The sequence below is a fragment of the Paracoccus benzoatiresistens genome (genome assembly GCF_026913015.1).
GTDB classification, from domain to species: Bacteria; Pseudomonadota; Alphaproteobacteria; order Rhodobacterales; family Rhodobacteraceae; genus Paracoccus; species Paracoccus benzoatiresistens.
The window spans coordinates 77,879-88,974 of the sequence record NZ_JAPTYD010000008.1; the positions used below are offsets into that span (position 1 = coordinate 77,879).

The window sequence follows — 11,096 nt, forward strand, 5'->3', positions numbered from 1 at the left end:
CGTCAGCCGGGCAGGGGCGGCGGCATGGCGGGGAACAGTGGGGCAAGGTCCGTCACCTCGCCAGCCTTCCGCCAGCCGTCCTGGCCGGGCGTCCAGACCAGCGTGTCGCGCATCAGGCGCCCCTCGGCGGCCAGGCGTTCCAGATGCGCGCGATCATAAGGCCCCTCGGCCTGGCCACTCAGGGCAACATGCCACAACGCATCGGCTCCCGGTGGCAAGGGCGGCGGTGCTGCAGGCGCCGTTTGCGGCGCGCTGCCCCACGGTCCCGGCGCGGGCCGGGCTGCCATGCCGGCGCCGAGCGCCGCACCCATGGCGGCGCCCATGCCCGCCCCCGCGGCACCGGGGTTCTGGCTGGCATTCACCATCGCCTCGCTGGCCGCATACTGGCCAAAGCGGTCCAGGTCGCCCAGGATGCCCATGGAGGTGCGCTTGTCCAGCATCTTCTCGACGTCCTGGGGCAGGCTGATGTTTTCGATGTAGAACTCCGGGATCTCCAGTCCATAGGCGGTGATCGTCGGCTGGATCGCCTTGGCGACCAACTGGCTCAACTGGCCGGTGTTCGCCGCCATGTCCAGAACAGGGATGCCGGACCCGGCGATGACGCGAGAGAATTCCTGAACGATCACGTTGCGGATCTGGAAGGTGATCTCGTCGCTGGTGAATTCGCCATCGGTGCCCACGATCTCGGTCATGAAGTGCGCGGGGTCGGTCACGCGCATGGAGTAGGTGCCGAAGGCGCGCAGGCGGACCGGGCCGAATTCCGGGTCGCGCGCCATGATGGGGTTGCGCGTGCCCCATTTCAGGTCGTTGAAGCGCGTGGTGTTGACGAAATAGATCTCGGACTTGAAGGGGCTGCGGAAGCCGTGGTCCCAATGCTGCAGCCGCGTCAGGACCGGCAGGTTGTTGGTTTCCAGCATGTAGAGGCCGGGGCCGAAGGTGTCGGCCAATTGCCCTTCATGGACGAAGACGGCGGCTTGGCCTTCGCGGACGGTCAGCTTGGCGCCGTACTTGATTGCGTTGCCGACGGTCGGATAGCGCCAGACCATCGTATCGCGGGTGTCGTCGGTCCATTCGATGACCTCGATGAACTCGCCGCCCAGAATGTCGAAGATTGCCATGTTCGCCTCCTCAGGGATGCCTTGGCGCATGTTAGGGCCGGCAAGCCGGCGCGCAAGACGCTGTCAGATGTTCTGCGCCATGAGTTCGGTCGCGATCTGGCGGACGACCGGCTCGGCCTCGGCGGCTGACATGCCGGGGCGCAGGCGCGGGTCATAGAGGATCTTCAGCAGCAATTCGTCATGGCGTGTCAGCAGGGCGAATTCCTCGTCGTCGTTGAAGATCGAGGGGCGAGCCTCGGGGCTGTCATTCGCCAGGCCCATGCCCTGGGCCAGTTCCTCGTGGATGCAGGAACTTTGCAGCAGGGGCGGAAGCTCGGCCCGGATCAGGGCGACGGCATTGGAATAGACCGGCGCGGCACCGCGCGAATAGGCGAAGACGGTGCAGAAATTGTCGGCGTCCAGATCCTGCATGGCCGCGATGTCATGCGCGGGAATGCCCGGCACAAGCTGCGCGAGGCGCGGTCCGATGGCGCGGCGTTCGTCGTCTGACAGCACCATCACGACGAAGTTGCCGCCGCTGTCGGTCAAGGATACACGGTGGCCCGTTGCCTCGGCCAGGCGCGCGGCATACTGGCTGACCTCGATCCGGTAGCTGCGACGCGTCGCCACGTCAGACGTCGTGCCGAATTCGATCTGCAGGCGCACGGGATCCTGCCAGCGGCGCAGCGGCGCCGGCGCGCCGCCATCGCCTGCCTGGATCCCGCCCTGGCCGTATTCGTCCCGCAGGGCGACGGCGATGAAATTGCGCGTCAGCGTCTCGGCGTCAATGGGCGCGTCCATCGGCACCCGGTCGCGCCGCAGCCTGCCCTGCGCGCGCAGGGCGCGTTCGGCACGGTCATAAAAGTCCCGCTGCGCGGTGCTGGTGGCGCTTGCCTTGACCAGCGCCTCGGCCGCGGCGGCATTCGCGGCGCGATTGCGTTCGGCGCGCGCCTTGCGCAATTCCTCTTGCGAAGGGCCGGGATCGGGACGGACCACGGGCCGCGTGTCAGCAACCGGCGGCACGGGTTCGGGGCCTCCGCAGGCGGCCACGGCCAGAAGCCCCAGCAGGGGCAGCAGGTTCCAACGCCTGAGCCGCCCCGCCGTCATCTCCGCGCAGGCGTCCCCGACGCCGTGCGGCCTTCCTGGCGCTGCGCCGTTGCACGGGCCAGCGTGTCGCGAAGCTCTGCCTCCATCTTGGTCAGCTCGCTTTCTGCCGCGGCGCGCCGGGCACGGCCTTCGTCGGCGATGCGCAGGCTGTCCTCGATAGTGGCGATCAGCTGCGCATTGGCGGCCTTGACCGCGTTGATGTCGAAGACGCCCCGCTCGGTCTGCGTGCGGATCTGGACATTCGCCTGACGCAGGTTGTCGGCGTTGCGGGTCAGCAGATCGTTGGTCAGGTCGCTGGCTTCCTTGACGGCGCGCGCGGCCTCGGCGCTGCGCTGGATCGTGACCGCCTGCGCCAGTTGCGTTTCCCACAGCGGCACGGTGTTCACCAGGGTCGAGTTGATCTTGGTCACCAGCGACTTGTCGTTTTCCTGCACCAGGCGGATCGAGGGCAGGGACTGCATCGTTACCTGCCGCGTCAGCTTCAGGTCATGGACGCGCCGTTCCAGATCGTCGCGGACCGCGCGCAGATCGCGCAGCGCCTGTGCGTGCAACACCTGATCATCCTCGGGCGCGGCCTTGATCCTGGCCTCAAGCTCGGGAACGGTCCTGCTGTCCAGCTCGCGCAGCTTCTCCTCGCCCGCGGCGATATAGAGCGCAAGCTCGTCATAGAAGTTCAGCGTGTGGTCATACAGCAGATCCAGCGCCCTGATGTCCTTAAGAAGCGTCTGTTCGTGCCGCTCCAGTTCCACTGTGATGCGGTCGATCTGGGTCTGGACCTGTTCATAGTTCGCCACGAACTTGGCAAAGGGCGCGGATCGGCCCAGCAGCTTTTCCCACCAGCTGCGGGTCCGGCGCACGTCCAGTTCGCTGGTCGAGAAGCCGCGGATGGTCGTCACGATGCTGCGCAGGCTTTCACCCGCCGGACCCACTTCCTTGCTTTTGACATCGGCCAGCATCTTCTGGCTGATTTCCTGCAGCCCGGCCTGTGCGCGGGTGCCGAAGCGGACAATGGATCCGGTGTCGGCCAGATCGATCTCGTCCATGCGGCGGCGGATCTCGGCGGCAAGCTGAGGGTCGGCGGCGCGAACGGACAGGGGATCGGCCTTTGGTTCCGGCAAGGCGGTCCGGGTCAGATCCTCAATCTCGGTGCGAATGTCTTCGGCGCGGCGGCGGGTTTCATCAGTCATGACATGCTTTTCCTTATCCGTTCTGCGGGGCAGGCATGTTGCAACGCAGCATAGGCGGAAACGGATGCAATTCAACCGATCGCCGGGGGAAAGTCCGAAAGCATGCAAGCCGGTCACAGCATCGGGCGGCAGAATCGCCCCGCACCGAAGGTCCGGGCCTTTGGTCCATCCAGGGTTGTCCGAATCCCTCTGTGGCCAGCCCGGAGGTGGAAATGGCAGACAAACTGTCCAAAATGGCAGGTTATTAACTATTTAATTCAAGTTTTATCGATATTCAGCGGCTTAGCGGGATGCTATGTTCAGATCGTTGTCGGTGACCGCCTCCTTGGTTCGGGGCATGTTCGTTTAAGTGATGTACAGGTAAAGATGTCGGTTAAGTCCCAGTCAGTTGTTCTGGCCCATGTCGCGGCCGCCCCCTCCCTCGAAAAATCCCGCCCCTGGCTTTATCGCAGCCTGATCAAGCGCCCGCTGGACACGGTTCTGGTCCTTCTGACCTCGCCCGTGGTGCTGCCGCTGGTGTTGCTTCTGGCGCTTGCGGTGATGCTGGATGGCAAGAATCCCTTTTATTCGCAAAAGCGTGTCGGTCGCGACGGCCGGATCTTCCGCATGTGGAAGCTGCGCAGCATGGTCCATGATGCGGACCAGCGGCTTGAAGCCTATTTGGCGGACAATCCGCAGGCTCGGCAGGAATGGGACGCGACGCAGAAGCTGCGCAATGATCCCCGGGTGACCCGTTTCGGCCGCCTGCTGCGCGCAAGCTCGATGGATGAACTGCCGCAACTGTGGAATGTGCTGACCGGCGAAATGAGCTTGGTCGGCCCGCGTCCCATGATGCCCGACCAGCAAACGATGTATTCAGGCCAGGGCTACTATCGCCTGCGCCCCGGCATCACCGGTTTCTGGCAGACCGCCGGGCGCAACCGCACCACCTTTGCCGCCCGCGCCTGGTATGACGACCGTTACGAGCGCGGCCTGTCCTTTGGCAGCGACCTTTCGATCCTGCTGCGCACCGTGGCCGTGGTGCTGGACCGGACCGGCTGCTGATCAGCGCCGCTGCTTCAACGCCGCCACGGCCTCGGATGGCAGGATGGCGGCGCAACGGGCATAGCGGGGCACCAGCCGCTTGGGCGCCGACAGCATCCGCCACGCCCATTCCATTGCGATGCGCCTGACCCATTCGGGCGCGCGCCTCTGGTTTCCGGCCAGAAAATCCAGCCCCGCGCCGATCGAGGCGAAGCCGACGCCCGGCGCTTCCTGCCGCCCTCGCGCCGCCAGCCGTTCCTGCTTGGGTGCGCCAAGCGCAAGAAAGCACAGCCCTGCGCCGCTGTCGCGCACCTGGTGCAGCAGATCGCGCGCCGCGGCGCTGTCGGGGTCGAACCCCATCGGCGGGGCGATCCGCAGCGTAATCCGGCAGCCGGGCACGCGGCGGGCGATTTCGTCGGCCGCTTCAGCCAGCGCGGCCTCGGTCGTGCCCACAAGCGCGATGCCCACGCCTTCCTGCGCCGAAAGCTGCGCCAGCGGGATCACCAGATCCGAGCCTGCCACCAGCCCGACCCGCCGCCCGGCCAGCCGCGACAGCCAGACGATGGGATTGCCATCAGCCACCACCAGATCCTGCGCGGCGTAGGCTTCGCGAAAGGCGCGGTCCTGACGCAGCTTGACCAGGTGATCCAGGTTGATCGTCGCCAGGGCAAAGCCCTGACCCGAGCGGAAGCGCCGCCTCGCTTCGGCCAGGAGCGTGGGGCGGTCGGGCATGTTCACCCGGATCAGGGCAGGGCCATAGGCAAAGTGCATCGGGTGTTCCGAACCAGACCGGCGCAGAAGGCCGTGGCTGTTCCTTGCACCTTTATGCAGGCGCGGCAATGCGATGCTTCAACCTTTCGGCAGATAGGGAATGGCGCCCGCCAGGTCGGTGTCGTCGATCAGGTGAAAGTTGCTGATGCTGCCGGCCTTGCGCGCCTCGCCGAAGGGCAGGTATTCGGGATCGGCCGCAAAGGCCCGCGCGGCTTCCTTGGACGGAAATTCGATCAGCGCGACCAGCGTGCCGCCCAGGGGTGTCCCCTCCAGCGTATCGACATTGCCGGACCGCGACAGATAGCGGGCGCCATGCCTGGCCGCGATCTCGTGGACGCGGGCCGCGTAATCGGGCACCCAGGCATCGTCCGTCACCTTCACGTCCGCGATCAGATAGGCTGGCATTGGCTCCTCCCTCTTGCCCTGTCAGGACCCAAGGTGCCTTTTGTCGAACGATCAGGCAAGCGCCGACACAACGGCCGGAAATCGCAACGGACCCGTTGTCCTTCGGGCCGCTTGACGATAGCGTTATCGGCAGCGGCGGCTGCCTTCGCGAACAGGCAGGCGCGAGCATCGGTTTCTTATCCCAGACGGACGGACAGCCATGGCGACGCTGACACGAATCCTTGTTCTTGCCGGCATGGTCGCGGCAGCGGCCCCGCATGGCCTTTCCGCCCAGGCTCCGGGCGGAGAGATGCCGCCCCCCGCGGTCACCGTTGTCACCCTGAAGGCCGAGGACGTGACCCTGACCGCCACTCTTCCGGGCCGCGCGGTTGCCTCGGCCGAGGCGGAACTGCGCCCGCAGGTCGGCGGCCTGATCGTCGAGCGCCTGTTCGAGGAAGGCAGCCATGTGGCCAAGGGCGATCCCCTGTATCGCATCGACCCCCGCACCTACGAGGCCGCCGTCGCGCAGGCCCGCGCGGCGTCGGCCCAGGCCCAGGCCCAGGCCGACGCCGCACGTCGAGAAGCCGAGCGCGCCGTGACCCTGCGCGACCGGCGCGTGGCCAGCGAACAGACGCAGGACAGCGCCATCGCCGCCCGCGATGCCGCCGAGGCAGCCGTCAAGGCAGCCGAGGCGCAGTTGCTGGCGGCCCAGATCGATTTGGACCGCACCACCATCACCGCGCCCATCGACGGCGTGATCGGCTTGGCGCAGGTCAGCCCCGGTGCGCTGGTCACGGCAGGGCAGGAAACCCCGCTGGCCGTCATCCGCCGCATCGACCCGATCCGCGTGGACGTGACGCAATCGGCGGCCGAGATCATTCGCTGGCAGCGCATGGGCCCCGAGGCCGCCTTGCCCGAGGGCGCCGACCGGACAGTGACGCTGCGCTTGGCCGACGGCAGCACCTATGAACATACCGGTTCCCTGACCGCGGCCGAGCCGCATGTGGACGAAACCACCGGCGTCATCACCTTGCGGATGGAATTCGCCAATCCCGACGGCTTTCTGCTGCCCGGCATGTTCGTTCTGGCCGACATCCCGCAGGCACAGCTGAAGGACGCGATCCTGGCTCCCCAGGAAGGCGTCAGCCGCGATAGGCGCGGCCGCCCCGTGGCAATGGTGGTCAACGATCAGAACGTGGTCGAGGAACGCGTGCTTGAGATCGCTCAGGATCGCGGCAGCCGGTGGGTGGTGACGGACGGGCTTGCGCCCGGCGACCGCGTGATCGTGGCGGGGCTGCAGCGGATCGGGCCTGGCGCCACGGTGGTGCCGCAGGAACGGGCAGCGGCAGATGCCGCAGCCCCTGCCGAAGGACAGCCGTCCCCCGCCGTGCCGGGCGCGGAAGACACCGCTGACGCGTCAGGAAACTGACGGTCCAGACAAGCAAGGCGTGACAGATCATGGCCCGTTTCTTCATCGACCGTCCGGTATTCGCCTGGGTCATCTCGATCATCATCATGGGCATCGGCATCCTGTCGATCCTGACGCTGCCGGTCGCGCAGTATCCGCAGATCGCCCCGCCCTCGGTCACGATCCGCGCGACCTATCCCGGCGCCTCGGCCGAGACGATCTCGAATACCGTGACACAGGTGATCGAGCAGCAGATGACCGGCCTTGACGGGCTGCGCTATATCTCGTCCGGTTCCTCCTCCGCGGGCGCGTCCGAGACGACCCTGACCTTCGAGACGGGAACCGACGTGGACATCGCCCAGGTCCAGGTCCAGAACAAGCTGTCGCAAGCCACGCCGCTGCTGCCCGAGCCCGTGCAGCGCCAGGGGGTGGTGGTCGAGAAATCGACCGCCGGTTTCCTGATGGTGATCGGCCTGATCGGCAATGACAGCTATGATCAGACCGACCTGTCGGACTACATGTTTTCGAACTTGGTGGACGACCTGTCCCGGGTCGAGGGCGTGGGAAGCGTGCAGGTCTTCGGATCGCCCTATGCCATGCGCATCTGGCTGGATCCGGACAAGCTGGCAGCCTACGAGATCGCGCCGTCGGACGTGGTGGCCGCCGTGTCGGCGCAGAACACGCAGATCTCGGCCGGGGCCTTTGGCGACCTGCCCACGGTCGATGGGCAGCAGCTGAACGCCACGGTCACCGCGCAGTCGCTTCTGACCACGCCCGAGGATTTCCGCCAGATCGTCTTGCGGGCCGAGGAGAACGGCGGCCTTGTCCTGCTGCGCGACGTGGCCCGGGTGGAAATCGGGTCCGAAAGCTATGCCACCGAGGCGACCTATAATGGACGGCCCGCCGCCGGGATGGCGCTCAGCCTCGCCCCGGGGGCGAACGCGCTGGACACCGCCGAACGCGTCAAGGCGCGCATGGAGGAGTTCGCCGAGTTCCTTCCCGAGGGGGTGGAATACGTCATTCCCTTCGACACCTCGCCCTTTGTGGAAATCTCCATCGAGGAAGTCGTCAAGACGCTGATCGAGGCCATCGTGCTGGTCTTCATCGTCATGTATGTCTTCCTGCAGAACTGGCGGGCGACGCTGATCCCGACGCTGGCCGTGCCGATCGTCCTGCTGGGCACCTTCGGCATCATGGCGGCCTTCGGATTCACCATCAACACGCTGACCATGCTGGCCATGGTCCTGGCCATCGGCCTGCTGGTGGACGACGCCATCGTCGTGGTGGAAAACGTCGAACGCATCATGGAGGAAGAGGGTGTGGAGCCGCGCGAGGCGACCCGCAAGTCCATGGGCCAGATCACCGGCGCGCTGATCGGCATCGCCCTGGTGCTGTCGGCGGTGTTCGTGCCGATGGCCTTCTTCGGCGGCTCGACCGGGGTGATCTACCAGCAGTTCGCGATCACCATCGTCTCGGCGATGGCGCTGTCGGTGCTGGTCGCGCTGACGCTGACCCCCGCGCTGTGTGCCACGCTGCTGCGGTCCAAGGACCATCACACGAAGCGCGGGCTGTTCGGCTGGTTCAACCGCAATTTCGACCGCACCACGGACGGCTATACCGGCGCGGTCGGCTGGATCGTGCGCCGTCCGCTGCGGGTGCTGCTGGTCTATGCGGCGCTTGGCGCGGCGATGGTGCTGCTGTTCCTGCGCACGCCCGAGGGTTTCCTGCCGGACGAAGACCAGGGGATCATGTTCGTCCTGATCCAGGGGCCGACGGGCGCCACGGCGGAACGGACCGGCGCGGTCATCGACCAGGTGCAGGATTACTTCCTGAACCAAGAAAAGGATTCGGTCGATTCGATGTTCGGGGTCGTGGGCTTCAGCTTCGCGGGGCAGGGGCAGAATGTCGGCATGGCCTTCGTGCGCATGAAGGACTGGGACGAACGCCCCGATCCTGCGCAGTCGGTGCAGGCGGTGGCGGGCCGCGCCTTCGGCGCCCTCAGTGGCATCCAGGACGCCATGGTCTTTCCCATCGTGCCGCCTTCGGTGATCGAGCTTGGCAACGTTTCGGGCTTCGACTTCTACCTGCAGGCGCGCGGCGGCCAGTCGCATGAGGAACTGCTGGAGGCACGCAACCAGTTCCTGGGCATGGCCTCGAAAAGCCAGGTGATCGCCCAGGCCCGGCCTTCGGGGCTCGAGGACGCGGCGCAGTTCAAGCTGAACATCGACTGGCGGAAGGCGGGGGCCATGGGCGTCACGGCGACCGATGTGGCGGACCTGCTGCAGGTGGCCTGGACGGGCCGCTACGTCAACGACTTCGTGGATCGCGGCCGCATCAAGCGCGTCTATGTGCAGGGCGAGGCGACGTCGCGTTCGACCCCCAGCGACTTCGACAAGTGGCGCGTCAGGAACGCCAGCGGCGGGCTTGTGCCGTTCTCGAACTTCTCCGCCGGGGAATGGAACTTCGGGCCGCAGGGCCTCAACCGCTATAACGGGATCCCGGCCATGCAGATCCAGGGCAGCCCCGCCCCCGGCGTCAGCACGGGCGAAGCGATGGCCGAGGTCGAGAACCTCGTATCTCAGATGCCGGGCTTTGCCGTGGCCTGGACGGGCCTGTCGCTGGAGGAACAGGAATCCGGCGACCAGACGACGCTGCTTTACGCCCTGTCGCTGGCGGCGGTTTTCCTGTGCCTGGCCGCGCTTTATGAAAGCTGGTCCATTCCGCTGGCGGTAATCCTGGTCATGCCCATCGGCGTCCTGGGCGCGCTTGCGGGCGCTTACCTGGGCGGCTTCGATAATGGCGTGTTCTTCCAGGTGGGCCTGCTGACCGTGATCGGGCTGACCGGCAAGAACGCCATCCTGATCGTGGAATTCGCGCGCGAACAGTCCGAGGCAGGCGTTCCCCTGTTCAAGGCCGTGGTCGAGGCCGCGCGCCAGCGCTTCCGCCCGATCATCATGACCTCGATCGCCTTCACCCTGGGCGTGCTGCCGCTGCTGCTGTCCACGGGGGCGGGGGCCAATGGCCGCAACGCCATCGGCGCCACGGTGATCGGCGGGACCATCGCCTCGACCGTGCTGGGCATCCTGTTCGCGCCGCTCTTCTATGTGCTGATGCGCCGTCTTCTGGGCCGCAAGGACAGGATGGAGGATGCTCAGGCGGCACCGGCCCAGTAGCAGGCCCAAGGGGGTGGCATGATTGACAAGCTGGAGATGTTCCTGGCCGTCGCCAAGGAACGCCATTTCGGACGCGCCGCCGCCAGCCTTGGCATCACGCAGCCCACCCTGTCGGCGGGCATCAAGCAGCTTGAGGAGCAGTTGGGTGTCCTGCTGGTCTTTCGGGGTTCCCGCTTCGGCGGCCTGACGCCCGAGGGCCAGTCCGCCTTGGTCTGGGCGCGCCGCATCGTCGGCGACACCCGCCAGTTGCGAGAGGAGATGCGGGCAACCCGCCATGGGCTGTCGGGCCAGTTGCGCATCGCCGTGATCCCCACCGCGCTGACTTGGGCCGCGCGGATCAGCGCGCGCTTCGGGGCGGCACACCCGAATGTCGGCATGACGATCCTGTCGCGCACCTCGGTCGAGATTCTGCAGATGATCGACGACCTGGATGTGGACGCGGGAATTTCCTACCTCGACAACGAACCGCTGGGCCGGGTCAGCACCGTCAGCCTTTACGACGAACGCTACATGCTGGTCTGCGGCGAGGACTCGCCGCTTGCCGGGCAGGACCGCGTCGCCTGGTCGGATCTGGCGGGGCATCGGCTGTGCCTGCTGACCAGCGACATGCAGAACCGCAGGATCATCAACCGCAACCTGATCGAGGCAGGTGTCACCCCGCAGGCGACGGTGGAATCCAGTTCGACGGTGGTCCTGGTCGCCCATGTGCTGGAAGGGGGATGGATCACCATCCTGCCCGAAGATATCGCCGCCTTCCTGACGCAGGGAAAACCCCTGCGCATGGTGCCGCTGGACGGGTCGGGGGCCAGCCATTCCGTCGGCCTGGTGGCGCCATGGCGCGAACCCCATACGCCCGTGCTGGAAGCCCTGCTGACCGAGGCGCGGCGCATGGCCGTTGATAGATAAACCCTATCAATTGACGAAACAACGATATTGATTTCGGATT

At 66.4% G+C, this 11,096-nt stretch carries 9 protein-coding genes; 4 read left to right on the forward strand and 5 right to left on the reverse strand.

The window, feature by feature from the left end; all coding sequences use genetic code 11:
- Positions 1-2 precede the first annotated feature (2 nt).
- The 3 genes from OU682_RS08420 to OU682_RS08430 all read right to left on the reverse strand — a co-directional run bounded on the left by OU682_RS08420 (position 3) and on the right by OU682_RS08430 (position 3,391).
- Positions 3-1,118 (reverse strand): SPFH domain-containing protein, encoded by a 1,116-nt coding sequence (locus OU682_RS08420; protein WP_268941627.1) that lies wholly within the window; start codon positions 1,116-1,118, stop codon positions 3-5.
- Between the two features lie 63 nt (positions 1,119-1,181).
- Positions 1,182-2,204 (reverse strand): DUF2927 domain-containing protein, encoded by a 1,023-nt coding sequence (locus tag OU682_RS08425; RefSeq protein WP_268941628.1) that lies wholly within the window; start codon positions 2,202-2,204, stop codon positions 1,182-1,184.
- The gene (locus OU682_RS08430) at positions 2,201-3,391 is read right to left on the reverse strand and encodes a toxic anion resistance protein (RefSeq protein ID WP_268941629.1); all 1,191 of its coding nucleotides are present in this window, start codon (positions 3,389-3,391) and stop codon (positions 2,201-2,203) included. The genes OU682_RS08425 and OU682_RS08430 overlap by 4 nt, the downstream gene beginning before the upstream one ends.
- Positions 3,392-3,757: 366 nt before the next feature.
- On the opposite strand from OU682_RS08430, the gene OU682_RS08435 reads away from it, so the two are divergent.
- Positions 3,758-4,435: a sugar transferase gene (locus OU682_RS08435; protein ID WP_268941630.1), complete on the forward strand. Its 678-nt coding sequence runs from the start codon at positions 3,758-3,760 to the stop codon at positions 4,433-4,435.
- On the opposite strand, the gene OU682_RS08440 is transcribed toward OU682_RS08435, so the two are convergent.
- Together OU682_RS08440 and OU682_RS08445 are read right to left on the reverse strand one after the other, a co-directional pair.
- On the reverse strand, positions 4,436-5,185 hold the full coding sequence (locus tag OU682_RS08440) for a WecB/TagA/CpsF family glycosyltransferase (RefSeq protein ID WP_268941631.1): 750 nt from the start codon (positions 5,183-5,185) through the stop codon (positions 4,436-4,438).
- A gap of 78 nt (positions 5,186-5,263) precedes the next feature.
- A complete protein-coding gene (locus OU682_RS08445) occupies positions 5,264-5,590 on the reverse strand; it encodes a DUF1330 domain-containing protein (protein WP_268941632.1) in 327 nt (108 codons plus the stop codon).
- A 199-nt stretch (positions 5,591-5,789) separates the two neighbouring features.
- Between OU682_RS08445 and OU682_RS08450 the strand changes: the two genes are divergently transcribed.
- The 3 genes from OU682_RS08450 to OU682_RS08460 are packed head-to-tail and all read left to right on the forward strand — an operon-like array spanning position 5,790 to position 11,056.
- Positions 5,790-6,998 carry an efflux RND transporter periplasmic adaptor subunit gene (locus OU682_RS08450; RefSeq protein ID WP_268941633.1) on the forward strand — a complete coding sequence of 403 codons (1,209 nt, stop codon included), beginning with the start codon at positions 5,790-5,792 and terminating at the stop codon, positions 6,996-6,998.
- Between the two features lie 29 nt (positions 6,999-7,027).
- Positions 7,028-10,150 (forward strand): efflux RND transporter permease subunit, encoded by a 3,123-nt coding sequence (locus OU682_RS08455; RefSeq protein WP_268941634.1) that lies wholly within the window; start codon positions 7,028-7,030, stop codon positions 10,148-10,150.
- A gap of 18 nt (positions 10,151-10,168) precedes the next feature.
- Positions 10,169-11,056 (forward strand): LysR family transcriptional regulator, encoded by an 888-nt coding sequence (locus tag OU682_RS08460; protein WP_268941635.1) that lies wholly within the window; start codon positions 10,169-10,171, stop codon positions 11,054-11,056.
- Positions 11,057-11,096 lie beyond the last annotated feature (40 nt).

Bases quoted from the DNA above. Each gene is read 5' to 3' on its own strand.
- OU682_RS08455 (WP_268941634.1), top strand. From the start codon at position 7,028: ATGGCCCGTTTCTTCATCGACCGTCCGGTATTCGCCTGGGTCATCTCG.
- OU682_RS08450 (WP_268941633.1), top strand. From the start codon at position 5,790: ATGGCGACGCTGACACGAATCCTTGTTCTTGCCGGCATGGTCGCGGCA.
- OU682_RS08435 (WP_268941630.1), top strand. From the start codon at position 3,758: ATGTCGGTTAAGTCCCAGTCAGTTGTTCTGGCCCATGTCGCGGCCGCC.
- OU682_RS08420 (WP_268941627.1), bottom strand. From the start codon at position 1,118: ATGGCAATCTTCGACATTCTGGGCGGCGAGTTCATCGAGGTCATCGAA.
- OU682_RS08425 (WP_268941628.1), bottom strand. From the start codon at position 2,204: ATGACGGCGGGGCGGCTCAGGCGTTGGAACCTGCTGCCCCTGCTGGGG.
- OU682_RS08430 (WP_268941629.1), bottom strand. From the start codon at position 3,391: ATGACTGATGAAACCCGCCGCCGCGCCGAAGACATTCGCACCGAGATT.
- OU682_RS08445 (WP_268941632.1), bottom strand. From the start codon at position 5,590: ATGCCAGCCTATCTGATCGCGGACGTGAAGGTGACGGACGATGCCTGG.
- OU682_RS08440 (WP_268941631.1), bottom strand. From the start codon at position 5,185: ATGCACTTTGCCTATGGCCCTGCCCTGATCCGGGTGAACATGCCCGAC.
- OU682_RS08460 (WP_268941635.1), top strand. From the start codon at position 10,169: ATGATTGACAAGCTGGAGATGTTCCTGGCCGTCGCCAAGGAACGCCAT.